The organism is Pandoraea terrae (assembly GCF_902459695.1).
Classification (GTDB): domain Bacteria; phylum Pseudomonadota; class Gammaproteobacteria; order Burkholderiales; family Burkholderiaceae; genus Pandoraea; species Pandoraea terrae.
On sequence record NZ_CABPRZ010000034.1, the window covers coordinates 1 to 25,610 of the forward strand.

Consider the following 25,610-nt stretch of genomic DNA (forward strand, 5'->3'; position numbering starts at 1 on the left):
CGCCTTCGTCGACGCCGACGGTGAGCACAAGCGCTTCCGATTCGGCCTGCGAGCCGTCCGCGCGATCGACGCGATACGTCACGATCACTTCACCACCGATATGCGGGGCGATGTTGGCGTACGGGACGGTGAATGTCATGCCGTTGACGCTGTCGTTGCCCGACACGGATTTATCCGTGAGGAACTCGCCGTCGCCGGTGCCCAGCCCCCATTCAACGTACACCCAGTCGCCGGGCACGATGCCGTCGTATGGCGCGATGCGGATCGTGGCGCCGCCGGGCACGATGCTCGGGTCGAGCACGTCGTTGCCATCCGCCTCATCGACTTCGGGCCGGGCCAGCTTGGCGTTGGTGGACGAAGGGGCGCTCGGTGCGATGGCGTTTGGCGAAGTCATGACAGTCTCCACTGATTACGATCGGGACGGCGCGAAGCGAAACGCCGCCCGGCGGGAACGGCGAGCAGGAATCCATCAAGCCACGCGGCGGTGATTACGGCAACTGACAGAGTTGACAGGTCCGGCGGCGTGGCTTGCCTGGTGGGACCTCGGGCGCCTGCGACGCAGCTCGCGATGTGATGCCGGGCACGGCGCTGCGTCGGACCAAGGCCAATGGAGGCTATTTGCAACGGATGCCGACGGAAGTTGCTGTGACGGAATTACTACGATTGTCGTGCCACAGCGAGAAATAGTTGCCTTCCCGCAGCGTGTTGCATAGGATTCAGAAACAATTTAATGCCAATCCCAATGTATTCCAATACGATGGGGCGACGCCGAGGCGTCGAAGGGGGGCAGATAAAGCAATGTCGATTCCGTTTTTCGGACGTCATCGCCCATGCGGGCAATAAGCTCGAATATCTGAATTCTCGAAACGCGAAATACCGGGGACAAGCTTTTTGCGGCGGGCGCTCATTTGTGCAACTGCCGCAGGCGACGTCGGGGAAAATGGGAATTACATAAAACGAGAATAAATATGCCTATTTTTATATTTCATCGGAAGACGATTCAACGTGTCACGTGCCGTGCGCCTGCCCTTGGCGGCGATTTTTGTTGGGCGGTTTCCCTGAAATGCCATGAAAAATTGTGAAAGCGTTTGATTTTAAATGGCTTTTTCCGGTGGTCGGGGTGTTGCTTGTCTATGCTGCGTGTGATTGAACGTGAACCCAACAACCATTCATAGCATGTATATTGAGGCGACTTCCATGATGAGACCCAATCAAATCACCCCGACGCCGCTGCGCGTCATATTCGCCGCCGTTGCGTTAGCGCTGCTTACCATCGGCTCGTCGGCCTTGGCGGGGACGGTGGGCCCGGGAGGGTCCAAGACGGTCAATAGCGGGGACGCGCCCGAGACGTGGACCGTCACAGGAACAGATCCCAATAACGACCCCAGGCCTGCGGCATTGACGGTAACCCAAGGGGGGGCTGCCTACAATATCAAAGGCGTTGGCGCCACCGCCACGGTCACGCTTACCGGTGCCACGGTCACCGGCATCGGATCAGCGTCGGGAGGTGGTATAGAGGGCGCTCTGTCGATAGGCAATGGCGCGACAGCTAACGTTACCGGCTCTACGATCAGCAACGATTTTGGTCACGGCATCCGGATTTTCACCGATACGGCGAGCCCAACGCCAACCGCGGCAGCGCAGGTGCAAGTGACGGGGAGTACCGTCACCGGCGTCGGGAGCGGTATCCTGGCGGCGAACGCCAGTACTGTGGGGATATCAAACACCACCGTCTACGGTAAGGCGGGTAACCCCATTGCGGGGCCCTTTGACGGTCTGGGCGTTTTTGTTCAGGATGCCGACGTTGCCATTACAGACAACAGTTACGTGAAGGGCGATCTGAACGGCATCGGCATCATTGCGGATCGCATCACCACGAAAGATCAATCCAACGTGTTGATCAGCGGCTCGAGGGTCGAGGGTGTCAGCGGTGCGGCCATCCGGCTTTATGGCACCAATGCGACATTTCCCCTGAATGCGACGATCCTGATCGAGAACAACGCGCAACTGAGCGGCGGAAACGGCAATCTCATCGAGGTGGCCAATTTCACCACCGCTGACATCACGGTCGATAACAGCCGGCTCAATGGGAACGTCGTGGTCGAGGCGGGCGGCGTGGCGGACCTGACGCTGCAAAACCATGCCGTGCTGACGGGGCAACTCACCGGCCTGAACAGTCTTGCGGTCAACAGCAACGCGACCTGGAAGATGGTCGGCGACGGCAATGTCGCGAACGTGAGCATGGATGGCGGCGCCATCGATTTCAACAGCGGCACGGGGCCGCACCGCACGCTCACCCTCGGCACGCTGTCCGGCAACGGCACGTTCTTCATGAACACCGACATTGCCAGCCAGACTGGCGATTTGCTGAAGGTGACGGGCGACGCGATTGGCAACCATCAACTCAACATCACGAACACCGGGGTCGAGCCGACGACCAACGCGGGGCTGACAGTTGTTCAGACGGGCGGAGGCAGCGGGCAATTCAGCCTGGTCGGCGGTGCGGTTGATGCCGGCGTGTACAAATATACGCTCAGCCAGCAGGGCAACGACTGGGTCCTCAATCCGACCACGGAGATCACGCCATCGACCGATACGGTTGTCGGGCTGTTCGGCGTCACGCCGACGGTGTGGTACGGCGAACTGTCGCTGCTGCGCACGCGCATGGGCGATCTGCGCATGACGGATCAGAGCAATGGCGGGGCATGGGCGCGCACCTACGGCAAGCGCTACCGCGTGAGTCAGGACGACGGCGTCAGCTATGCCCAGAATCAATACGGGGTATTGGGGGGTGTCGATCGCGTGGTGGGTCAATGGGGCGGCGGTACGTGGCTCGCGGGTATCATGGCCGGTTACAGCGAGAGCAAGCTCGATTTCGTGGGCGGCTCCACCGGTACGGTCGACAGCTATTCGCTCGGCGCCTATGCGACCTGGCTCAGCTCGCAGGGCTATTACTTCGACGGTGTGCTCAAGTACAACCATTTCCGCAACGATGCCGACGTCGTCATGAGCAACGGTGCGCCGGCCAAGGGCAGCTACAACGACAATGGCGTGGGCGCTTCGGCCGAATTCGGGCGTCACTTGCCGTTCGGCGACCGCTGGTTCGTCGAGCCGTCGGTGCACCTCTCGGGATTGTGGGTCAAGGGCAGCGACGTTTCGCTCAGCAACGGCTTGCAAGCCAACAACAGCCATACCAGCTCGTTGCAGGCCGGGGTCAGCGTGGCGCTCGGCAAGACCTTCGAGAATCGCGAGGGCGGCCTGATCCAGCCTTACGTCAAGGCCTCGCTGGTGCAGGAGTTCGTCAAGAACAACGCGGTGCGTGTCAACAACGTGACCCTGAACAATGATCTGTCGGGCACCCGGGTTGAGGTCGGCGCAGGCGTTGCCGCGCAGTTGACAAAGCAACTGCAGCTGCATGCGGAACTCGAGTATGGCAAGGGCAGGAATATCGAGCAGCCGTGGGGTTTCAACGTGGGCGCGCGTTATGTCTTTTAAGCGCGGCTGACCGGCGCGCGGATGTCGCGCGCCGGCACGGGATTGCAAAGGCGGCCTCGGCCGCCTTTTTTGCGTGTGAAGGGTTGCGGCGCTAGTTGGCCGCTCGCGCGCAGTACACGCGTGGCATGCCATTGAGCGTGAGGGCGACGGCGCTCGGACTGAGCTGGCTCAACTGGAAGTAGTCGGCGTGGCCGACCTCGAAGCCGGGATAGAGATACCGGGTGGCAAGGGCCGTGTCGGACGTGTCGTTCATCATGCGCGAGGTGCTGTCGGTGACAACGCGCACTGCAGCGCCGAGCGCGTGATAGTGAAACGCCGTGCCGCGATGCACCTGTGTGCGCTCGGGCGGCGTCGTCCCGTTCTCGCGCTGCAAGTCGCCCGCGAAGCGCGTCAGACCGGTGCCGTCGGCATGGTAATCGGTCACCATGACGCCATAACCGCGAATGACCGTGTCGCCGCTCACCCGGGTGCTGATTTCAATGGGTGCGCGGCAGGTCCAGTCGATCCGGGTCGGTTTTGTCGTGAGCCATATGCCGAGCCAGGGCGCCGTTACCGCTGCGCCTGTGCACAGCCACCAGAGGCTACGCTTCATTTGGCTGCCTCATTAAGAAGGAGGTACGAGATGCAATCGGGTTGCTCGTCAGTAATCGCTTCACGGCACAGGAAATAACTGAAGACGTCGCTGCGCAACGTACTGTTGATATAAATGCGGCGCGTATCGATGTCGGGCACCGACACAGGGGGGCGCCGTTTTAGCGTATCAAGGGCGTTCTGCACAAAGGCCGGATCGTCGATTTTGTCGCGGAGAACGAAATAGCGCGTCGAGGGGCCGTTGCCAGCCACGGGCAGATAGCTGACGGTCGGAGCGCTGGCGCGCAGGTCTGCGCGCATGACCGGCACGAAATGGCGGGCCGCGAGCAAACTCGCCAGCGCCAGCCCGCACCAGATCGCCACCGCCAGCGGCCGGCTGTGTCGCAAGTGAGCACGGTTCGGCGCCGAGGCCGCGATGGCGGAGTGGTCCAGGAAAGGCGGAGGCGGTTGTATAAGCTCGACGGGCGCCGGTTGCATTTGGCGTTGAGGCGTCGCGTCAGTGTCGCGTGGGGCGCGCGCTTCGCTCCCGGTACCCGTATCTGTGTTGATGGAGACGGCATCCCTGTCGGGTGACTCGGACATGAACGGCGACGGCGCAGGCAGCTCGGCCACATTGTCAGTACCGAGCGCGGCCGGCAGTGGCGAGGCGGGGTCGACGAAGCGCGTCACCAGTGTCGCGTCCGAGAGCCGATAGCCGATGCGCGGTACCGTCGCCACCAGCCCGGGGTCCATGTCGAGCTGCTGGAGCGCCTTGCGGATTTGCGCGATGGTCTGGCTGATGTTGTTGTCGGACACCACGCTGCCATATTGCTCCCAACCTTCGGCGAGCAGCTTTCTTTTCGTGACGATCTCGCCATTTGCTTCCAGCAGTACCTGCAGACAGCGGCTGGCGGTCGGGCCCAGGCTGACTGTGCGATCAGCCTGCTGCGCGGCGGTCAGTTCGTACCGCTCATCGTCGAAATAGGCTGCGCCGCCGATCAGGTATTTGGCCACGGAGTGTTCCTGTATTCCTCTTTGATCAACACGTAACATAGCTGACAAATCCGGGCGGACACAACAAAAAAAGGGCCCGGCAGGGCCCAAAAGGGGAACGGCGAATCATTTTCGAGCGCCGGGCCCCCTGCTGGGGCCGGTGGCGCGATTGCGCTTACGACTTCACGATTTCAATACGCTTGACGTCGATCTTCGCGCCGTAACGGCCATGATCGACTTCGCCGAACAGGCGAACCGGGGTCTTGTGGTCGAATTTCTGCGCCGGCATGGCCTTCGGCTTGATTTCGACGGTGACGCTGCCGGTGTCGTCCTTGAACGTGTAGAACTTGTCGGGGGCGTTGCCCGAACGCAATCGCTGCTGTTGGATGATGTGACCTTCGAGCATGACCAGCGAATCGTCTGGCGCGACGATCGCTTGGACGACCTTGCCGAGCATTCGCGTGTCCGCCGTGGCCGCCGACGCCGGGATGGCGACGGCGCCAGGGCCCATGTATCGGGCGTGGGCGGAAAAAGCGAGACTGGCGAGGACGGCGATCGCAAGCGAGCGGAATTTCATGAGATGCATCATTATTCTTTGGAAGTCAACCGAAGCGAGGTCGGCGAAGCAGGCCGATCGCGGAAAGTCATGGTAACTGCCTCGGTCTCTGCGATCTCTGGCGGACAATGCATTTCCGTTGAATTCACTGAAATTCACATGAATTCAACGGTGCCTCATGAAGAGGCGGGGCAATGCCGTACGCAGCACGATGAAATGGCGAGGCCCCGGATGGTACTGCATCCAGGGCCTCGCAAAGCGTGTCTGTCGACCGGCCACGCGATCGCGAACGATCGCCCGCCGGGCTTAGCGACCTTACATTGCCTTCGAGCCGCGCAGATCGATGTAGGCGTGCTTGCCCTCGTTTTCTTCCACTGAGCCTGACGCATTGGTGACTTTGTAGGTCACCGTGGCGTCAGCAAGTTTCTTTTGCGCCGCCAGGACGGCCATCAGCGGTGCCTCCGGGATCAACAGGTAAACGTACTCCTCGTCCGGATCAGCCACGTCGTCTTGTCCGACCGTTTTGGAAATATCGGCCTCCGCACCAGGGATGGGGGAGTTGTCCACCCAGTCGAGGGCTTCGTAGTGCAACTCGATGCGGTCGCCGATATCGATATTGGCATATTTTCGGATGCCGATGGTTGTGCCGTCGATGGCCTCGGCCTGGTTGATGGTGTTGTGCTCATTGACGCCCATCCACCGGGCAGGCTCGAGCGGATCTCCGCCGCCGGGCAGGTCGCCGGCGCTCACCACGGTGACGTCCTGGGTTGGCGACAGAGCGACGTTGTTCTGCCCGGGGAGCGACAGCGCCCGTGTGATGGTGTAGTGGACGGGAATGATGCCGCTTCCGCCTTCGATGATTTCGGCCGCCGGCACGGTGATATTGAGATCGAGCTTGTCGGTGACGTCGGTCCCGCTGACGACTCGATTGCCGATGATTTTGTCCTTCCAGTACAAGGTGATTTCGTCCCCCGCCTGGAACACTTCCCCCGGTTCGGGCTCGGACACGTCATACCACGCGATGATGGCAGTCGCATCGCTGTTGGAATCTTCGATCGGGATTTCGTTTTCGGGGGCGCCGCCGGTCCAGCTCGCGGAGCGGACGATCGGTTTCGCAAGATTCTCATGTTCCGGTGTTCCCGGATCGGGGTCGGGTCCACCGGCGGTTGTCAGATCGACGTCAACGGGGAGCGCGGGGGAAGTGCCGCGAGTGAAATTGTCGCGCTTGACCTGATACAACACGTCGGCCTGCTTGGGGGTCTCGTCAGGGTCGGTCGGCGGTTCCCCGAAGAACTCGGCGTGCAACTCACTGTACGGCATCTTGACTTCCATCAGCGGATCCTGGCCGACGTCCTCCGCCCGTACCGGTATCGCCGCCTGTGGGCGACCGCCCCAATGAATGACAATCCCATCGCCTTCCTCGATGCTGTCATGGCCAGGAATGACAACGGTGACTTGGGCGCGCGCGAGTTGCTCGTCGATCAGGCCGCCTTCTTCGACCTCAGCCACCGTCGGCGCCAGGAGGTCGTCGATGCCGCCGGAGAGGAATACGTCGATATAATTTGGTGCGGAAGCGGGGGACGCATTGCCGGCGCGGTCGGTGACGCGATACGCAAAGGCGAGCCTTCCGTCGCCGGCGTTTTCCAGGTCTGCACGGGGGTACGGCAGTTCGATCTCCACGCCGACCCCACCCACCGGGACTTCGACGCCATCGAGTTCGGTGCTCCCGATCATTGGCACGACGATATCGCCCTCTGCCATACCTTGGTAGCTCGGCACCATTGCTGTCAGCGTGCCGTTATACGGCGGACCGTCGAGCGTCGGGCCGTCCAGGCCGTTCTCCTCGATATCGGTCGGGAATTCGAGCTCGCCGAGGAACGGATTCCCGGGCGGGGTGAGATCGACGATAAACTGGACCGGAAAGCTGGTATCAGAGCCGCCGCCACTGATGTAGCGCGCGATATAGGTGACCACGTACTTTCTCTCTTCCTCGCGAGCCTCGGGCGCGATTTCGACCGTCATGATGCCGCCCTCATCGTCGACGGTGATCGGTATCGGGTCTCCATAGTCGATGCCGTCGATTCTCAATTGCACGGTGTCACCGAACCCCGGCGCTGCGTTGGGGGGCGTGGGAAACGAAATCGTTAACGGCAAATCCTTGACATTCGCCAGCAGCAAGCCGTCGTAAGTTGTGCTGCCGGTCGGCAACGGTGCAAGCGCGGCTTCGTCGACGGTGGCGGCATCCAACGTGTCCTCGCGGGTGGTGCGACGCCGCGCGGCGCTTTTCTTGCCGCGGCGCGGTACACGGGTGGCTCTGGGAATTGCGTAGATATTCGGTTTCATCCTCATCTCCTTGAAGAGGTAAGAAACGGCGGGTCCGTCGTGGCCCGGCGGCCGAGGCGGGTGGCGCTTGCATGGCCGGTAGAGCGACAGCAGCCGTTACGCTGGACCGAAGTCGGATCTTGATTGGCTTGACGGGTGCGGTGAACTCGCGACAGCGCCGACACGACTTGCCGGACCTGCCTCCATCGCAAGGCTGACAACATGCGTGAGCGGCGAGACGGCGTTACCGGCAGAGACAGAACGGGTCGACGATGCGTGATGATCGTAGCGCGCGAATGCATTACTGCGCACCTGTCAATGTTGACAGGCGGTCCGTGTGGGTGCGTGGGGCGAGGGAGTGTTGCGTCCAGGGCAACTTCTGCAGCATGTTTTTTCATGAATTTTTTTCATGGAGAAATATTCTTCCAAATTTTGGTGAGATGGCGGGCGAAATGGAAAGCATATTCTCGCGGCGTTGGCCTACACTCTGATTCATCCGGCGAGTCGCCGGCGCTCGGCGTCCGCGTGCAAGACAGGGCGTCCCGGGCCAACGAACCGATCAGAGGAGCCTTGCATGTCTTACTCGAGCTACCACAAGAAAACCATTGGTGAGCACCTGCTGCATCCCGAAACCCAAATGATGTCGTATGGCTTTGATCCGTTCCTCTCCGAAGGCGCGGTGAAGCCGCCGGTGTATCTGACATCGACATTCGCCTTTCGCTCGGCGGAAGACGGGGCCGCGTTTTTTGATGTCGTATCTGGCCGCAAGGCGCTGCCGGCAGATGAGGCGGCCGGCCTGGTGTATAGCCGCTTCAATCACCCCAATCTGGAAATGGTCGAGGATCGTTTGGCGCTGCTCGATGGTTCCGAAGCGGCAGCGGTAACGTCGAGCGGCATGGCGGCGATCAGCGCGGTGTTTCTGGCATTCCTGCGCCCGGGCGACCAATTGGTGCAGTCCGTTCCCCTTTACGGCGGCACGGAGACGCTGCTGGCGAAGTTCTTCCCCGAGTGGGGAGTGACCGGTCATCCGATTCAGGACGGCTTGTCGCCCGAGTCGATTCGCAACGCGCTTGAAGCGGCTGCGGCGAAGGGCCCCGTACGCATTTGTTTCATCGAGACGCCGGCCAATCCGACCAATGCGTTATTTGATTTCCAAGGTTTGCGCAAAGAACTCGACGCATTCGAGTCGCGCCACGGTTATCGCCCGGTTTCGGTTTGCGATAACACCTTGCTGGGCCCGATTTTCCAGAAGCCGGTCGAGCACGGCATCGATATGTGCGTCTATTCGCTGACGAAGTACGTGGGCGGGCACAGCGACCTGGTGGCAGGCGGCGTAACGGGCAGACGAGATCTTGTTACCAAAGTCCGCTCGATTCGCAGCGCCTTCGGTTCGCAACTGGATCCGCACTCGTCGTGGATGTTGATCCGCTCGATGGAAACGGTTGTCTTGCGAATGACGCAGGCCGCCCGCTCGGCCAGCCGGGTTGCCAAATGGCTGGCGACCAACCCCCACCAAAAGATCGCGCTCTTCCATCCCGAACACATTTCGGACGGGGCGTATCAAGCCGTGTACGCACGGCAATGCCGCAGCGCCGGCTCGACGTTCTCGTTTGTCCTGAACGGCGGCCGCGCACAAGCGTTCCGCTTCATTAACGCGCTGCATCTTTTCAGGTCTGCCGTCAGTCTGGGCGGCACCGAGTCGCTGGTGTGCCATCCGGCATCGACTACGCACTCGGGGGTTCCCGCCGATTTGCGCGCCGCAGCCGGCGTGTCCGAGGGACTGATTCGTATCTCGATCGGCCTTGAGCATGAAGAAGACCTGATTGCCGATCTTGATAACGCGTTCCGTCAGTGCGCGCAGGGCACCGGCGTGTAAGGGCGACCCGTCATGACGCGCCGGTTCCGCGTGCGTTGCGCGCGCGGATCTGGACTCGGCATGTCGAGCGCACTGCGGTGGCTAGTCGCCGGCCACATGGTCCACCGGCAGCGCCGTCGTGTGTTTGACGACTTCCATCGCGAAGCTGGCGCTCACGTCCTGCAGTTCCGCCACCTTGATCAGGCGCTTGTAGACGTCATCGTAGCCGGCGATGTCGGGCACCACGACCTTGAGAAGGTAATCGACATCTCCCGACATCCGATAGATCTCGACAATCTCCGGGATGGTTTTCACGCCCTTGATGAAGCGCTCGGTCCAGACGTCGTTGTGCTGATTGGCGCGAATCGTGACGAAGGCGGTCAGTCCCAGGTTGAGCATTGCCGGGTCGCACAACACGACTTGCTGCCGGATAACGCCGTCCCCGCGCAGCTTTTGCACCCGTCGCCAACAAGGGGTGGGAGAAAGGTTGACGGCCTTGGCGAGTTCGTTCAGCCCGAGGGAAGCATCTTCCTGCAACAGCGTCAATATTTGAGCATCTTTCTTGTCCATGCGGGCACCGTGTAGAAAATTTTTCTAATTATATGGCGGGAGATGGTGATTTTTGGAAGCCTTTTTCGTGGGTGCGCCACTATGATTTCACTCATGAACAGCGCGTTGTCGCTTGGGCGACCCAGGGCCGAATGACGTGCAACCACAGGGCACCTTATCCAATCATGAGAACAATATTCCGGCTATTCAAAGCGCATCCCGCATCGGTTGGCGAGAGTTATCTGCAACATATGTCGGTGTCGTTCTCGTTTGGCGCGTCGATGCTTTTTGCTGCATTCGCGGCGCTCGTGCACGGCATTCTGCCTTTCCTGTTCGTGAAGACCGGCAGCAACACGATCTGCCGGCTGCATGACCGGATGGTCACGAACCGCAGCCGCACGGCGGCGCATCACGAATAAATACGAATCTCCCCCTCAAAACAGAAGAACTATGCAGATGTCTCCTGACACCTATTTGTCGCACGGCGCCTTCAATCCGGACGATTTTGGCGGAGTCGTCAATCCGCCGGTCTACCACGCGTCGACCGTAACGTTCCGTGACCTCGATGACATGGAAGCGCGCGGCCGGGCAATGTCTTCCGCCGACGCGGATGTGATGTGGTACGGCCGTAAGGGCACACCCACGACCTTCGCATTGCAAAACGCGCTGGCACAGCTCGAAGGCGGGCACCGCTCGTTGCTGGTGTCGTCCGGACTCGCGGCGTGCACGAGCGCGATCATGGCATTCGTCAAAGCCGGCGACCATATTCTGGTCAGCGACAGCGTCTACGGCCCGACACGCCACTACGCGGAAACCGTCCTGGCGCGCTGCAATGTGTCGGTAACGTTTTACGACGCCACGCTCGGCGCCGACATCGCCGCGCTGTTCCGCCCCGATACGACGCTCGTGTTCGCCGAATCGCCGGGATCACAGACGTTCGAAGTGCAGGACATTCCTGCCATCGCCAATGCGGCGCATCGGCACGGGGCGATCGTGGTCATCGACAACACGTGGGCCACACCCTTGTTTTTCAAACCGTTCGAGCATGGCGTGGACGTGTCCGTCCATGCGGCGACGAAATACATCGTCGGGCACTCGGACGCCATGATGGGCGTGATCACGACCAACCGGACGTCTTGGAACGCGGTACGCGACTACGTTTTCGCGATTGGTCAGCACGCAGCGCCGGACGACGTCTATCTCGCGCAACGCGGTTTGCGAACAATGGCCGTGCGGCTCGAACGCCACCAGCGCAGTGGGTTGGCTGTCGCCGAATGGCTGGCGAGCCGTCCGGAAGTCGCCCGGGTGTTGCATCCGGGACTGCCCGGTGCGCCGGGGCATGCGCTCTGGCAACGGGATTTCAAGGGCGCTTCCGGCTTGTTCAGCGTGGTGCTCCAGCCCGGCTATGACCGGGAGGTATTCCGCGCGTTTATCAATGACTTGAAACTGTTCCGCCTCGGCTTTTCCTGGGGAGGATTCGAGAGTCTGGTGATGCCGTTCGACCCGAGAGCGGACCGCCCCGGCACCGCGTGGCCGTATGCCGGCCATGCCTTCCGATTACACGTGGGCCTTGAAGCGAAGGAGGACTTGATCGCCGATCTGGAAACGGCGTTCCGCAAGCTTGCAGTGCAGTAGTGTTGGCCGCAAAAGATAACTATATTCCGTTGGAGACATAGCATGCCCCCCCTGAAATTGCTGTTGCAAAGCGCATTGGTCGCGACCGTCCTGAATCTCACGGCGCCTGCCGTGCACGCGGAAGACTTGCTCGATACCGTGAAAGCCAGCGGTGTCCTGAAAGTGGCCCTGGAGGGTACCTACCCCCCATTCGGCTATCGCAACAGCGATGGTCAACTCGACGGTTTCGATGTGGCCGTGGCCAAGGCCGTAGCCAACAAGATGGGCCTCAAGGTTCAGTTTGTCGCCACCGAGTGGAGCGGCATCATCGCCGGTCTGCAAGCCGGCAAGTTCGACGTCATCGTCAACCAGGTCAGCATCACGCCGCAGCGTCAACAGGCGCTGGATTTCACCCAACCCTATGTGTATTCCGCCGCCCAGGTGATTCAACGGGATAACGACAAGCGCGAATTCAAATCGCTTGATGACCTGAAGGGGAAATCGGTGGGCGTCACGCTCGGCAGCAACTTCGCCGAACTGGCGAAAGCGACGCCGGGTGTCGTGGTGCAGACCTATCCGGGCACGCCGGAAAATCTGCGTGACCTTGCGGCCGGCCGCGTCGATGCGGGCATCAACGACCGCCTGATGCTGCCTTACCTGATCAAGAACTCGCACCTGCCGTTGCGTACCGGTGCACTGCTGCAAGGCACGAAGCTCGAGATGGGCATTCCGTTTCGCAAGGGGAATCCCAAGTTCGCCAAAGCCATCGACGATGCGGTGAGCGCATTGAAGCAGGATGGAACGTTGCGGAACCTGTCGATCCAGTGGTTCGGGACCGACACCAGCAAACCCATCGCGCAATAATCGCTGCCGGCCGGCACGCCCGTCGCTGCAGACCCGGGCGTGCCTGGCCAATGCTACGGAACGAATCATGAATCCTCTTGATCTTGTCATTCATGTCTTGCCGGTCCTCCTGCAAGGTGCGGCGATCACCGTGAAATTTGCCGTGGCGTCGATGGTATTCGGCTTGCTGGTCGGCATTGTCGTCGCCATCATGGGCATCAGCGCCAGCCCCATCCTCGGGGGCATCGCGCGGGCCTACGTCAGTGTCATGCGCGGCACGCCGCTGCTGGTCCAGATGTTCGTCGTCTACTACGGCCTTCCGGACATCGGCATTTCCCTTGACCCTACCACAGCAGGCATTCTTACCCTGACGGCCAACGCCGGCGCGTACCTGTCGGAAAGCATGCGCGGTGCGATTCTCGGCATCGGCAGGGGCCAGTGGAGCGCCTCGCACAGCCTGGGACTCAGCCACCTGCAGACGCTGCGCTATGTCGTCTGTCCGCAGGCCTTGCGGCTCGCCGTGCCAAGTCTCGGCAACACGCTGATCAGCCTGATCAAGGATACCTCGCTGGTCTCCGTGATCACGGTGACGGAGCTGCTCAGGTCGTCGCAGGAGATCATCGCCTCCACATTCCAGCCGCTTCCCCTGTATTTGTCGGCAGCCGCGATCTACTGGCTGCTGAGCACCGGATTGGCGTGGGTGCAGCGTCGCGTCGAGGCACGCCTGACGTTGCCAGTGACGCGTTGACCGAACGGACGGGAAGTCCGCAGAACAACGATTTGCAGCAGGAGACAAACAATGATTGCGCTCGAAAGCGTGTCGAAGTGGTACGGTCAATTCAAAGTGCTGGATGCCTGCACGACCGGCGTGGAAAAAGGTGAGGTGGTGGTGATTTGCGGACCGTCCGGATCGGGCAAGTCCACGCTGATCAAAACGGTGAACGGGCTTGAGCCGTTTCAGCAGGGGCAGATCAGCGTCGATGGCGTGCTGGTCGGCGATCCGAAAACCAAGCTTGCCAATTTGCGCGCGCGGGTGGGCATGGTGTTTCAACATTTTGAACTGTTCCCGCATCTGTCGATTATCGATAACCTGACGCTCGCGCAGACCAAGGTGTTGAAGCGACGCAAGGAAGAAGCGCGTGAGAACGGCATGAGGCTGCTTGACCGCGTCGGTCTTAAGGCGCACGCCCTGAAATACCCCGGGCAACTTTCCGGCGGTCAACAGCAACGCGTTGCGATTGCGCGCGCGTTGTCGATGGATCCGATCGCCATGTTGTTCGACGAACCGACATCGGCGCTCGATCCCGAGATGATCAATGAGGTCCTGGACGTCATGGTCGAACTGGCGCGCGAAGGCATGACGATGATTTGCGTCACGCATGAAATGGGGTTCGCCAGGAAAGTCGCGAATCGGGTGATTTTCATGGATGGCGGCGCCATCGTTGAAGACACCAGCAAGGACGCTTTCTTCGGCGCTCCGCGTTCAGCGCGCGCGAAGGCATTCCTCGCGAACATCCTGCATTGAAGCACGTCCGTGCATGAGTCGAATCTATGAAAATATCAGATAGTCTTGCCTCGTTCGCCCGTCTCGATCTGGTTGGCGCGGCGACGCCCGTGCAGAAGCTCGATCGCTTGTCCCGGTTGCTCGGGCGTGACATCTATATCAAGCGCGACGACATCACGCCACTCGCGTTTGGCGGAAACAAGCTGCGCAAGCTGGAGTTTTTGGCCGCCGAGGCGCTGCGCCAAGGTGCTGATACGCTGGTGACGGCCGGCGCGATTCAGTCGAATCACGTTCGGCAGACCGCCGCCGTCGCGGCCCGTTTGGGACTGCGTTGCCGGGCGCTGCTGGAAAACCCGACCGGTACCACGGACCCCGACTACTTGCATGGCGGCAACCGTCAATTGCTCGATCTGTTCGAGGCACAGGCCGAGCAGGTCGCCAATCTTGACAATGCCGACGCACAACTGGAAGCGCTTGCGCAACGGCTGCGCGGTGAGGGCCATAAGCCCTATGTCATTCCGATTGGCGGGTCCAATCCACTGGGTGCGTTGGGCTATGTGCGCGCGGGCCTGGAGCTGGCGCAACAAACCGAGGCGATGGGGCTCACGTTCTCGGCTGTCGTGCTGGCTTCCGGCAGTGCAGGCACTCATGGCGGGCTTGCGTTGGCGCTCGCGCACGCCATGCCGGGAACGCCTATCGTCGGCGTCACCGTTTCACGCAGCGTGGCCGCCCAGGCGCCGAAAGTGAAAGGGCTGATAGAGGGCACGGCGGCGCTGCTCGGTGTCGAGGTGCCGGCAGCGCTGGACGTTGCGCTTTGGGACGAATACTTCGCACCCCGCTACGGCGAACCCAATCCGGCCGGACTGACGGCCATCCGATTGTTGGCCGCTACCGAAGGTGTGCTGCTCGATCCCGTATACACCGGCAAGGCGATGGCGGGTTTGCTCGACGGCGTTGCGCGCCGCCGCTTCGCCGGCGACGGTCCGCTGCTATTCCTGCATACGGGCGGCGCGCCGGCGCTGTTTGCCTATCGCAAGGCGATGGACGCGGGATCGTCCAACGCCAATTAGCCATGGATCCCCGGGGCTAGACGCGTCGCGTCAAAACGTGGCGCCCGGGGCGAGCGGTTCGATTTGCGCGCCGGCGCGAAAGCACACGGCGTCGAACGGCCCGTGCAACGTGGTGCGCTGACCCTCGACGTGCAGCCAGTCGCCTTCGGGCAGACCAATGACCGTGCGCTCGGGATTGGCCACCAGATACTCGGCGATACGCTGATTTCGCGTCTCGCCACGATGGCCCTCGGGCAGGGCATTCGTGTAGTGCGGGTTGATTTGCCAGTCGACGAGGTTCAGCGCGTCGAAGCCCTTGGGGTCGACGATCGGCATGTCGTTGGTCGTACAGATGGTGGGGCACGCGAGATTCGCGCCCGCGCTCCACCCGAGGTATTTCGTGCCCCCGCGCACTGCGCCGGCGATGGCCTCGTGCAGCCCGCGTTCCCGGCACATCTTGAGCAACTGGAAGGTGTTGCCGCCACCGACAATGACCATGTCGGCAGCCGCGACGGCGGCGCACTGCGCGCGGGTGTCGCCGGCATCCTCGACAGATACGACATCGATGCCCGCCGGCGCGAGCGCTTCGCGCACGGTGGCGGTGTAGTCGGCGAACGTCATCGTCACGCCGGCAAAGGGGATGAAAACCGCGTTTCGGCAGCCCTGCGCGAGCGCGGTGATTGCCGGTAATGCGTGGACGAGATAGCGACCGTCCGGGCCGCGTGAATTACTGAGAAGAAGCAGTTCCATGGCAATGTGTGGGCCGTCGGCCCGCTCCAAAAAAGTGAATTACGACGCACCCGGCGTCTTACACCAGCGCAGCGGTCAGCCGCGCAATCAATGCATTCGATAACACCACGGGCAGGCCCGATGCGTCGCGCGCGATATCGCGATGACGTTCGACGAACCCCATGCAGTCGAGGATCAGCATGTCCGCGCCACGATCGCGCAGTTCGCGCGCGGCATGGGCCAGAGCGGCCTCGTCCTGCGAGTACGGCGAGGCTGCTGCACAGATGGGCGGCCGCTGGAGCGCGGACCACTTCCGGAATTCGCTTTCGATCTGTTCGGCCAACGGCACGACGATACCGACTTGACGCTCGCCGGCAAGCGCTGCGGCCGCAGGCGGCACGATGCGGTCAGGCTCCACGAGCCACGCCCGCTGGCATGCCAGACCATGGAACTCGCCGGTGCACAGCACGAGAATCACGCTGCACCCTTGCGCTTCGAGTGCATCGAGCTTCGCTTGCATGACGCGGCGCACGGCGGGCTTGTCGAGCACGACCGAATCGCCGGTCAGCATGCGGGAGATCAGCGTGGCGTTGCCCGGTTGCGGGGCGAACGCGGCCTCGATACCTGCGCGATCGAGACCATCGAGCACGCCGGCATGCACCACGGGCAAGCCCGGCGGCAGATGCGCCTCCAGGATCGGCACGATGTCGCTGCGCGGCGCCTGGCCGATGGTCAGGGTTCCCAGTTTGTTCATGGTCATGATCGCGGACTTACTTCGGTTGACGTTTGGACAGGTGCGCGAGTGAGCCATACAGCGCGAGCAGGCGCTCGTAGTCGGCCGAATCGAAGAACCGGCACGTGCCGCGGCCGAATTCCTTGGCCACTTCCACGACGAACTTCACGACCATCGCGATATCGGTTTCGTGGCTGGCCCCGGTGCCGCAGCCCGGAACTACGCTTTGCGCGGTGATTGCCACGCCGACGACCGGCGCACGCGTCGCGATGCACGGTTGCATGATGCTGTTCAGGTGATAAACACCGTTGCCGTAAGGCGTGATGTCCTGCGTCGTCACGGGGAACGTGACCGCCGGTTGGCCGCTCGTCATTTCCATGATGCGCAGCAGGTCTTCCGACACCCGCAGGATGTAGCCTTCCTTGACGGTGGGCGAAATCGCGTAGCCCTTGTGATTGATGATCCGGTTGCCTTTGGTGGTGTCGAGTGACAGGACGGCGTCCATCTCGTCCCAGACTTCGTGGGCATTGACGTCTTCCGTGTCGATCGGCGAATCCATGAAATCGACCGGCTCGTGCGGACGCGTCGGCGCGTCGGGACAGATGTGCGTAGTGATGAACACGTCGCCCAGCAGCCTGTCGCCCTGTGCACGCATATGCGCGAGCTTAAGCGCCGCGGCGACGGCGGCGATGGCGCCGTCGGCATCCGAGACCAACCCGATACGCGACGGCCGGGCGCCGATGCCGCCAAGGCGGCCGACGATGCCCAGGCTCGGAGCGGTGCCGCCGGCGCGTTTGCCTGACTCGCCGGGAATGCAGATCTTCACGAAATCGGTCGATCCTTTCGGGCCTTCGATCTTCAGGACCTCGACGCTCACGCCCTGCGCGCGGTACGGTGTGAGCATGTCAACGACGGTCTGGCCCGATGCGAAACGGCTGTCGAAGGCCTCGAATACTTGGAGGGTTTGAGTAAGGCTCATGAAGGTTTCCTGAATAAATGCTGTTGATACGGGGGCGGTGCCGCTCAATGCGCGCGCGTACGGATCAACGAACTGCAGAAGCTGTAAATGGCGTCGCCTGCGATGACGCCGGCGGCGAAGACTTCCATGGCATTGCGAACGCTGGTGCCGCCGAATCGCTCGATCGCGACGCGCAGTGCGATACCGACCATGACAGCCCAGCCGGCCGCCGGGTTGGCGATCAGCAGGCCGGTCGAGAACAACACGCCCAGCTGGCGCTTCGGTCCGCCGATCAGTTGCAGTGCGGCGCCCGCGATAGCCCACAGCATCAGCGAATGCATGACGCCCGGCGCCACACCGGCCTTGATGGTCGACACATACACCTTGGCCACCGGCGGGATCTGGCCGTTCGCGAAGAATCCCGAATGCGCGATGTACACCACGGGAATCGCGATCAGGAAGGCGAGCATGGCGGCCATCAACTGCTGGCGGCGGCCGGCGAGTTCGAATGCCGGATCGGCGCCGTGACCGCGCAGGATGAAGCCGGCGCGCAGGTCGTAGCCCATGTCGGCGAACGCCGGGCCGGTCGCGGCGGAGAACCCGCACAGGATCACCAGCGCCACCGGCGGGAAGCCGATCAGCATGCCGATCAAGAGCGTGATGAGCGCAACGGCGAACGCGGGAAACCAGCCCGAATGCATCGCGGCGATGCCGACGATCAACTCATGCACGAAGGCCGCGAACGCAGCGTAGATCACGAACAGGATCAGCATGCCGGGCGACATGCCGGCGTACAGTCCACTGCCGAGCGCCACGAGCGTGGCCAGGCCGATGTATGCGATGCCACCGAAACGCAGCGAACTGCGGATGCTCGGTGCGCTGGCCGCTTGGGCCGCCGATGCCTGCGCTGCACCTGTGGATTTCGCCGGGCGATCGCGCCACACCATTCGCACGATTTGCAGGAGTGCGACAAGCCCCGCGCCGATCATCATGCCGTGGGGGATATAAGCCTTTTCGACGGCGACGCCGAACAACGGCATGGAATAGCCGCGCAGCAGGAAGCCGAGGCCCAGCATCGTGAGTGCCCAGATATTGCCGATGAAGGCCGTGCCGAATGCCGACATCGGGATCCCGAAATAGGAGCCGATCACCCCGACACCGAGGCCGGCGCCGAGCAGGCGCGCTTGCTTGCCGCCCTTGTCGCCGGCCTTGATCGCCTCGGCGGCGGCCACGCCTTGCGGCCAGGTGCCCGTTTCCGGAAAGATCTTCGTGCCGAACATGCGATACAACATGTAGCCGTCGAGCAGCATCGCGAGCGACACGCCGACGAACATCGGCATGACGAGGTCGGGGCGTCCCATCAGGTAGGGGATGCCGATGGGCAGCAACAGGCTGTTGGCCGCGCCGAACGTCGCTGCCGAGATCGCGCTCTGCGCGAGGTTCTGCACGTGAATGGAACGATACTGGCGGAAGAACTGCAGCGGCACGCGCGCGCAGATCATGGCGACGAGCGCGCCGATGATCGCCGTGTTCGGCGTGACGCCGAGCTTCACCAGCAGTTCGATGCCGATAACCGCGCCGAAGACGCTGAGCACGCTCAGCAGGAGCAGATTGGCGGGCGAAAGCACCGACGGATGACGCGGGGGCTGTATTTCCGCGGGCTGCGCGGGCGAAGGCGGCTGATAGGCGGGCGTGGGTGTCGGCATGATTCGGGGGCGTTCCAAAAAACGATTAACGAGGGGAGGTCCAGAAGGCGTCGCCGACGGAGCGGCCGATGAGTTCGGCGTGAGAGGCGACACTGCGCGCGATCGCATCGATCTCCGCACGCGGCAAGGTTGCCGAAGGGAAGGTCATGCAGAACGAGAGCGACTCGCCGCTGTCCGGATCGGCCACGGCGCACCCGACCGAGCACACGCCGGACAGGGCTTCGTTTTCCGCGACGGCGTAACGGCGCTGGCGCGTTGCATCGAGTTCCGTGATCAGCGCATCGAGCGTGGCGGGACCGCCGATGGGCGCGCCGTTGAGCGTCAGGTGGGGCAGGCCTTCAGGAAAACGGCCCCGAATCTCCGCTTCGCTCTCCCGCGCCAGCAGCGAACGGCCGGTCGAAGTTGCCCACGACGGCGAGCGATGGCCGGGATTCGTCATGGCCCGCAACGCTTGCGAACCCGGGCGCACGCGCAGTACCACCACGTCATTGCCTTCGAGCACCGACACATAGCCGGTATGGCCGTACTCCTGGCCGAGCGCGTCCAGCGCTTGGGCGCACATTTCGATGAGCGGCGTCGACGAGCGCACCAGATGCGAAAGTTCGAGCAACAGCAGCGACGGCCGATAGGCGAGCGTTGTCGGATTGCGCGTCAACAGCCCTTCCTCCGCCATTTGCTTGAGTACGCGCGACGCCGTGCTCTTGGGCATGTTCAGCCGCTCGACCAGATCGCTCATGGTGACTTCCGACTGCCGGGCTGCCATCAGGCGCAGCACCGCGGTGGCCGTTTCGAGAATGCTCATCGTGTCTCCGGTTCCGTAAAATGGAACCAAGTTCCATTTAATGATTCGAAGTCTACGGCAGGATCAAAAAGGCCGGAAGGCCTTTTGTCTAGAGATTTACCCTAGGGCGCGAGTGTGGGGAGCGTGGAGGGGGTACTTCAGGACGGAAGCGGGGAATGGGCTGACGTGCCGGGCTATCGCGGCCGGTAGCTATTGGAACGACGCGGGAGTCATTCCGGGAGGAGAGGGCTCCGGCGTCCGGAGCCCTGCGAGTGACGTGTGAGTCTCAGTTCCAGTCGTCGCTTCCGCCGGCGGACCCATCGTCCCACGATGACGTTTCGGTGACGCCGAAATCGTTGCCGCCCATGTCGTACGACGATTGCCGCGTGTCGTTCCAGCTATCCGCCTGCGGCAGCATGCCGGCATGCGACGCGTGATCGCCATCGAGCACCCGGTGCATCAACGCTTCGCCGGCGACGACGCCTGCGCCAACCGCCGCGCCGGTGGCCAACCCGCCCAGGATCCCGCTACCCATCCCGCCGCCCAGTCCGCCCCCCGACGGTGCGACCGGCCCGCCGCTGCCGTACATGGGGCCCGCATAGCCGCCGTAAGGCCCCGACTGCACGGGCTGGATGATGGTCTGCGTTTGTCGCCGGGCGTTGATGATGAACGCGATCAGCGCAAACACGCCCAGTCCCAGCAACAACATGCCCCACGGAAAGCCGGTGTGTACCGGTGCGGGCGCAATGAACCCGGCGGCGGGGGCGGTGGCGCGCACGGGGGCAGCGAGTACCGTATTCAAGGCGCGCACAGATTCAGGGGTGGCGAACGGCAAGCCCGGCGCCAGTCGCTGGGCTGTGGCCAGTTCGGTGCGGGCGGTGTCGAGTCGTCCCTGTTTTGCCAGCAGTTCCGCCTCGACGAAATGGGCTTTGCCGCTATTCGGGTGGTCATGCAGCACCTGCCCCATCATTTGCTGGGCTTGTCCCAGGTTGCCTGCTTGTGCGGCTTGATAGACCTCGTGGAGCGTAGGGTCCGCGGCGAAGGCCTGCGAAGCGCCAAACGCGACTGTGCCGGCAATGGCGAGACCAACGAGCATTTTTCGTAACATGGTAACTTCCTGGTCGGGCTTATCCCACGCCTAAGATAAGGATCAGGCGTGCGCGAATCAAGGCCCGGAAACAAGTTGTTACCTCAGTCACGCGTGGAAATATTACGCGGGATTATTTCGCGACAACACCCCATTCGGTGTAAGGTGACGCGCCTGGTGCGTTTGCCCTCACAATTCGAGTCGCCAATGAAGCTGAAACTGATCCCGCATCTGCTGCGTTTCCATCCCCGCCTGCTTATTGCCATTGCGGTGGGGGCGCTTGCTGCCGTGCTTGTGCCGATGCCCATGCCGATGTCCGGCATCTCTCGTACGCTCGTCGGCTGGAACGCCGCTGTGTGGCTCTATCTGGCGATGCTCTGGTTCATGATGATCACCGCACCGCACTGGCGCGTCCAGGGCATTGCCGAGCAGGAGGACGAGAGTGCGGTAGTGGTGCTGAGTGTGATCAGCCTGTCGGCCATCGCCAGTGTCGTGGCGATCGTCCATGTGCTGGCAACCGCGAAAGGCGGAGCCCCGCATCAGACTACCGAGCACGTGATCTTTGCGGCGGCAACGCTCATTGCCGGTTGGCTTCTGGTGCCGACGATTTACACGCTGCACTATGCGCGGCTGTACTTCACGGACACGGAAGCGCCGCGCGCCCTGCAGTTTCCCGATGCCAATTGCGAACCCGATTATTGGGACTTCTTGTACTTCTCGTTCACGATCGCCGTCGCCTCGCAAACCGCGGACATCTCGCTCGCCTCCCGGCGGATGCGGCGTACTGCGCTCGCACAGGCGGTACTGTCGTTCTTCTTCAACCTGGCCGTGCTCGGTCTGTCCATCAATATCGCCGCGAGTTTGCTTGGGTGATCAGAAGCTTTATACCGGGCTGACAGCCGAGATTTTTCCCAATAGATAAATGGGATAAATCACGCGTCAAATCGTGCGGGAAAGGCCCCAAAATATCGGCGGAAATCCCCCGAACCGTCACGATATAACCATGTCGAAATGCGCGAACAAAGAATGCGGCCTCTGCTATCCCAAAGGCGCACAAGAGCCTGAAAAGAAGGAAGTACCTTTCGACTGCGTGCAAGCGTGGCACTTCTATCAAAAGAAGGCGGAAGCCATTGTCGCCGAGCATGACCCGATTGCGCGCAATCGGCGCATTAATGCCGCTTACGCGCAACTCTGGCTGGAAGACCAACGCTTCCAATGGGCCGGGCTGGCGGCGTTCGCATCGAAGCAGGTGGGGTGCGGCCTGATCCACGCCGCAGGCATGGTTGCGAACTCAAATCGGCAGCGCGACGCGCATCAAGCGTGGATGCGGCAAAGTTCAGCGTTGGAGCGGATGTCACCCTTTGCCTCGCCCAGGATGCCCATGCATGACCAAGGGGCCGGCGGCGCTTCGGCTTTTGCATATGAAACGCTTACCAAAGGCAATACGGCGCTGTTCCTCGATATTTGGCCCTTGCACATGTTCTATAAGAAATACGGACTTCAACGGTTCAAAAGTTGTTTGGGAGAGCGTGAGCAATTGGCAGGCAAGGTGGTTTGGCCGCTTGAGGAGGAGGTTACATTCGGCAAACCTACCCCGGAAATCGCGCAAGGGTTCGAGGCAATCGATGCGGGAAATCTTCACGACGGCGTCAGAGCTCTTGCTCGTCACGAGCAACTGAACATCCTTCAGCCTGCGATGTACGATAACGTACGCTTCGCTGCCTTGATGCGATCGAATCAATTTTTCTGGGTAACGAACTTTCCAACCGGATTCTCCCAGGAAATCCAGTTGACGCTGTCCAACGAATGCAAGAGCGAGCGGGTTGACGATCCCCGTCATGTAGGTTTCAGCAAATCCCGGTTTGCCAACCTCGCGGACGGCAAGGAGCGGATGAAGTTCGTTTTACGCGCAGCCGACCAGTTCGATTGGTTGCTGCGGGATCCGCTAGGTCGTTATGACGTCGGTAACGCGCTGAGCGGGGTCGCCCGGGGTCGCAAGTGACGTTCTTCAGGAAGTTGCTTCGTCGGCGCCCCAAATCCGTGTTGGTCATAAGCGCCGCACTCCTGTGGGGACTCTACACGCTTGTTCGTCCGGCGGACATTGTGGCGCTGACCATCGGCGAACCGTATGAGCAAGTGAGGCAGCGAACACGTACAACGTTGCCACCTGGGCATCTCGGTCACTACGCGGGAGGCTATGTCGAAAGACCCTCGATATTGCGCTTCACGGATCCCCAATTCGGCTTCGTCACGCCGGCTGCAAAGCGCCTCTTTGTCGGTTACGACAAGCATGGAAATGTTGATTCGGTGACGATGTGGCCGCAAACGAAGCTTTTGCCCCTCGACGAGACGTTGAAAGTCGTCACCGATCTGCAGAGGCAGTTTCGCCAGGGAGGCTGGTGCCTTGAAAATGCCGCCAAGTTTCCAGCGATCGAGGACACACCGGCCATGCGCGAGAAAATGCGCTCTCTACCGGGGCCGACCAGCTATTGGCAAGGGGGAGACAAGCTAAAAGCCAGCATTGACGTATTCCGTATGCATCGCGATAGCCGTCCGAATGACGAGCGCTTCCAAATTACGTTACGCCTTTACAAATCCTCTGATGCCGGATGCTGCATGAAAGACATGCACTGAGCCACTGATTTCCTGCTTGGACGAGGGGTCGCCCGCGCTCGCGCGGGCGACCCCCAATGCGCTTAGTGTTGTTTAATTTTATGCCGATGGCTGTGTGACACCCATCTTGGCTGCACTGCGTTGCCGACCGATCTTCTCGGCGAGTGCGTAGGCTTCCGTCGCGAGCTCTTCCATCTGCTCAAAGAACGCGCTGATGAAATTCTCGTCGAGTGATGAGATCGTGCCTTGGCTGCCGATGGCGGATAGCGCCACGATTCGGCTCGTCAACTCATTGAGTCGCAGTGATTCCGCGTCTCCGTACTTCAGTGCTTCGGTGATTGCTTCGTCTTCTTCGGGGGGGGGAGTTGACGCTGGACTTCAGACATAGTCAGGCTCCTTGCTGCGCAGAAAAAAAGCGCCCGCCCTGGCGCTGCCAGCGAAGAGGAGACCTCGATAACGACGGGGGGGCGGGCTACAAACCGGGGTGAGAAACCGCACCAATAGCGTCATTGACGGTTGGCCCGAAGGCCACCCGGCTTGAACCCGCCCAATGATGAAAGACGTGCTCATGCCCGGGGCACGCTCGGCCGCAAACTTCGCGGCCGTGTGCCGACGCGTTATGGTTTCGGGTTCTCACACCCGAGTCGCGGTTGTCTGCCGCGACAGGAAAAGCTTACGAGCATCGCACGCCTTGCACAACCCGAATTCTACGGTTTTACATGCTTTTCGGAATCGTCCGAGTCGGGGGATTGGGAGAAGTCTGAGGCAATCATTTGTCGACGGAAGTAAGCCTCGATTCGCGTGATAAGATAAGTAGTCCTACGCAAACGGGGGTTAAGAAGACATCACCGCACGGGCGGACGCTTTCTTTCCATGCGGTTGATACGTGAATTGTTGTTTCAACAAATAACAGAAGATCAATATTTCGATTTCGGGGAAATATCGGATGCAAATCAAGTCACGAGTGGCACTCGCCGGCGCGGCATTGCTGTCGTTAAGTCTTATCGGAGGCTGCGCGACAGAGACATCGCGTACTTTGCAGGTGCAGAAGGTGGGAAGCGCGAGCCGTCCATACTCGGGGGAGCGCACGCCGATCTCTGTCGGAAAGTTCGACAATCGTTCTACCTACATGCGTGGCGTATTCTCGGACGGTGTCGATCGCCTGGGCGGTCAGGCCAAGACGATCCTGATTACGCACCTTCAGCAGAGCAACCGATTCAATGTGCTGGATCGGGACAATATGACGGAGATCAAGCAGGAAGCCTCCATTAAGAAGAGCGAACAAAAGCTCAAAGGCGCTGACTACGTCATTACCGGCGACGTTACGGAATTCGGACGCAAGGAAGTCGGTGATCACCAGTTGTTCGGCATTCTTGGCCGTGGCAAGGAGCAGATCGCCTATGCCAAGGTCAATCTGAATGTCGTGAATACATCGACATCCGAGGTCGTTGTCTCGAGCAGTGGCGCAGGCGAGTTCGCGCTGTCGAACCGCGAGATCATCGGATTTGGCGGCACGGCCGGCTATGACTCGACGCTGAACGGCAAGGTGCTGGACCTGGCCATGCGCGAGGCCGTTGACAATCTGGTCAACGCGATCGAAAGCGGTGCGTGGAAGCCGAGCAAACAGTAAAACTAAAAACGCGTCAACGGGGT

25 protein-coding genes are annotated in these 25,610 nt (G+C 61.4%); 12 read left to right on the forward strand and 13 right to left on the reverse strand.

Annotated features, from left to right (window positions below; genetic code table 11):
* A partial coding sequence (locus tag PTE30175_RS25330; RefSeq protein ID WP_150699840.1) for a hypothetical protein occupies positions 1-394 on the reverse strand: 394 nt, incomplete at its 3' end.
* An 803-nt stretch (positions 395-1,197) separates the two neighbouring features.
* Between PTE30175_RS25330 and PTE30175_RS25335 the strand changes: the two genes are divergently transcribed.
* Entirely contained in the window at positions 1,198-3,495 is a 2,298-nt protein-coding gene (locus tag PTE30175_RS25335) for an autotransporter outer membrane beta-barrel domain-containing protein (RefSeq protein WP_191629212.1), read from the forward strand.
* A gap of 91 nt (positions 3,496-3,586) precedes the next feature.
* On the opposite strand, the gene PTE30175_RS25340 is transcribed toward PTE30175_RS25335, so the two are convergent.
* From PTE30175_RS25340 to PTE30175_RS25355, 4 genes are all read right to left on the reverse strand, one after another.
* Positions 3,587-4,087: a hypothetical protein gene (locus PTE30175_RS25340; RefSeq protein WP_150699842.1), complete on the reverse strand. Its 501-nt coding sequence runs from the start codon at positions 4,085-4,087 to the stop codon at positions 3,587-3,589.
* Positions 4,084-5,079: a winged helix-turn-helix domain-containing protein gene (locus tag PTE30175_RS25345; RefSeq protein WP_191629213.1), complete on the reverse strand. Its 996-nt coding sequence runs from the start codon at positions 5,077-5,079 to the stop codon at positions 4,084-4,086. The genes PTE30175_RS25340 and PTE30175_RS25345 overlap by 4 nt, the downstream gene beginning before the upstream one ends.
* A gap of 154 nt (positions 5,080-5,233) precedes the next feature.
* Complete coding sequence (locus PTE30175_RS25350) at positions 5,234-5,635, reverse strand: YgiW/YdeI family stress tolerance OB fold protein (protein ID WP_191629214.1); 402 nt, start codon at positions 5,633-5,635, stop codon at positions 5,234-5,236.
* 294 nt (positions 5,636-5,929) lie between these two features.
* Entirely contained in the window at positions 5,930-7,957 is a 2,028-nt protein-coding gene (locus PTE30175_RS25355; RefSeq protein ID WP_150699845.1) for a hypothetical protein, read from the reverse strand.
* A gap of 553 nt (positions 7,958-8,510) precedes the next feature.
* Between PTE30175_RS25355 and PTE30175_RS25360 the strand changes: the two genes are divergently transcribed.
* Positions 8,511-9,812: a cystathionine gamma-synthase family protein gene (locus PTE30175_RS25360; protein WP_150699846.1), complete on the forward strand. Its 1,302-nt coding sequence runs from the start codon at positions 8,511-8,513 to the stop codon at positions 9,810-9,812.
* 81 nt (positions 9,813-9,893) lie between these two features.
* On the opposite strand, the gene PTE30175_RS25365 is transcribed toward PTE30175_RS25360, so the two are convergent.
* Entirely contained in the window at positions 9,894-10,361 is a 468-nt protein-coding gene (locus PTE30175_RS25365; protein WP_150699847.1) for an Lrp/AsnC family transcriptional regulator, read from the reverse strand.
* 164 nt (positions 10,362-10,525) lie between these two features.
* Between PTE30175_RS25365 and PTE30175_RS25370 the strand changes: the two genes are divergently transcribed.
* From PTE30175_RS25370 to PTE30175_RS25395, 6 genes are all read left to right on the forward strand, one after another.
* Positions 10,526-10,759, forward strand: a complete 234-nt coding sequence (locus PTE30175_RS25370; RefSeq protein WP_150699848.1) for a DUF6356 family protein — start codon at positions 10,526-10,528, stop codon at positions 10,757-10,759.
* Positions 10,760-10,796: 37 nt separating this feature from the next.
* A complete protein-coding gene (gene metC / locus PTE30175_RS25375; protein ID WP_150699849.1) occupies positions 10,797-11,975 on the forward strand; it encodes a cystathionine beta-lyase in 1,179 nt (392 codons plus the stop codon).
* 42 nt (positions 11,976-12,017) lie between these two features.
* Entirely contained in the window at positions 12,018-12,818 is an 801-nt protein-coding gene (locus tag PTE30175_RS25380) for a transporter substrate-binding domain-containing protein (RefSeq protein ID WP_150699850.1), read from the forward strand.
* A 67-nt stretch (positions 12,819-12,885) separates the two neighbouring features.
* Positions 12,886-13,545: an amino acid ABC transporter permease gene (locus tag PTE30175_RS25385; RefSeq protein WP_150699851.1), complete on the forward strand. Its 660-nt coding sequence runs from the start codon at positions 12,886-12,888 to the stop codon at positions 13,543-13,545.
* Positions 13,546-13,596: 51 nt separating this feature from the next.
* Positions 13,597-14,322 carry an amino acid ABC transporter ATP-binding protein gene (locus PTE30175_RS25390; RefSeq protein ID WP_150699852.1) on the forward strand — a complete coding sequence of 242 codons (726 nt, stop codon included), beginning with the start codon at positions 13,597-13,599 and terminating at the stop codon, positions 14,320-14,322.
* Between the two features lie 26 nt (positions 14,323-14,348).
* On the forward strand, positions 14,349-15,371 hold the full coding sequence (locus tag PTE30175_RS25395; RefSeq protein ID WP_150699853.1) for a D-cysteine desulfhydrase: 1,023 nt from the start codon (positions 14,349-14,351) through the stop codon (positions 15,369-15,371).
* 30 nt (positions 15,372-15,401) lie between these two features.
* Here PTE30175_RS25395 and pepE read toward each other — a convergent pair whose 3' ends face one another.
* The 6 genes from pepE to PTE30175_RS25425 all read right to left on the reverse strand — a co-directional run bounded on the left by pepE (position 15,402) and on the right by PTE30175_RS25425 (position 21,365).
* On the reverse strand, positions 15,402-16,100 hold the full coding sequence (gene pepE / locus PTE30175_RS25400) for a dipeptidase PepE (RefSeq protein WP_150699854.1): 699 nt from the start codon (positions 16,098-16,100) through the stop codon (positions 15,402-15,404).
* Positions 16,101-16,158: 58 nt separating this feature from the next.
* Entirely contained in the window at positions 16,159-16,833 is a 675-nt protein-coding gene (locus PTE30175_RS25405; RefSeq protein ID WP_150699855.1) for an AroM family protein, read from the reverse strand.
* A 16-nt stretch (positions 16,834-16,849) separates the two neighbouring features.
* Positions 16,850-17,791: a DUF1177 domain-containing protein gene (locus PTE30175_RS25410; RefSeq protein ID WP_150699856.1), complete on the reverse strand. Its 942-nt coding sequence runs from the start codon at positions 17,789-17,791 to the stop codon at positions 16,850-16,852.
* Between the two features lie 44 nt (positions 17,792-17,835).
* The gene (locus PTE30175_RS25415; RefSeq protein WP_150699857.1) at positions 17,836-19,476 is read right to left on the reverse strand and encodes an OPT/YSL family transporter; all 1,641 of its coding nucleotides are present in this window, start codon (positions 19,474-19,476) and stop codon (positions 17,836-17,838) included.
* A gap of 25 nt (positions 19,477-19,501) precedes the next feature.
* Entirely contained in the window at positions 19,502-20,278 is a 777-nt protein-coding gene (locus tag PTE30175_RS25420; RefSeq protein ID WP_150699858.1) for an IclR family transcriptional regulator, read from the reverse strand.
* Positions 20,279-20,543: 265 nt separating this feature from the next.
* Complete coding sequence (locus PTE30175_RS25425) at positions 20,544-21,365, reverse strand: tetratricopeptide repeat protein (RefSeq protein ID WP_150699859.1); 822 nt, start codon at positions 21,363-21,365, stop codon at positions 20,544-20,546.
* A gap of 192 nt (positions 21,366-21,557) precedes the next feature.
* On the opposite strand from PTE30175_RS25425, the gene PTE30175_RS25430 reads away from it, so the two are divergent.
* The 3 genes from PTE30175_RS25430 (at position 21,558) to PTE30175_RS25440 (ending at position 23,978) form a co-directional block, all read left to right on the forward strand.
* Complete coding sequence (locus PTE30175_RS25430) at positions 21,558-22,217, forward strand: DUF1345 domain-containing protein (RefSeq protein WP_150699883.1); 660 nt, start codon at positions 21,558-21,560, stop codon at positions 22,215-22,217.
* Between the two features lie 130 nt (positions 22,218-22,347).
* A complete protein-coding gene (locus tag PTE30175_RS25435; protein WP_150699860.1) occupies positions 22,348-23,346 on the forward strand; it encodes a DUF2515 family protein in 999 nt (332 codons plus the stop codon).
* Positions 23,343-23,978, forward strand: coding sequence for a flagellar biosynthesis sigma factor (locus PTE30175_RS25440; RefSeq protein ID WP_224788971.1), 636 nt, complete (start codon positions 23,343-23,345; stop codon positions 23,976-23,978). Before PTE30175_RS25435 ends, PTE30175_RS25440 begins: the two co-directional genes overlap by 4 nt.
* Positions 23,979-24,056: 78 nt before the next feature.
* Here the strand turns inward: PTE30175_RS25440 and PTE30175_RS28370 are convergent, their stop codons facing one another.
* Positions 24,057-24,230: a hypothetical protein gene (locus tag PTE30175_RS28370; RefSeq protein ID WP_191629216.1), complete on the reverse strand. Its 174-nt coding sequence runs from the start codon at positions 24,228-24,230 to the stop codon at positions 24,057-24,059.
* Between the two features lie 673 nt (positions 24,231-24,903).
* Between PTE30175_RS28370 and PTE30175_RS25445 the strand changes: the two genes are divergently transcribed.
* Positions 24,904-25,587, forward strand: a complete 684-nt coding sequence (locus PTE30175_RS25445; protein ID WP_150699861.1) for a CsgG/HfaB family protein — start codon at positions 24,904-24,906, stop codon at positions 25,585-25,587.
* Positions 25,588-25,610: the final 23 nt, after the last annotated feature.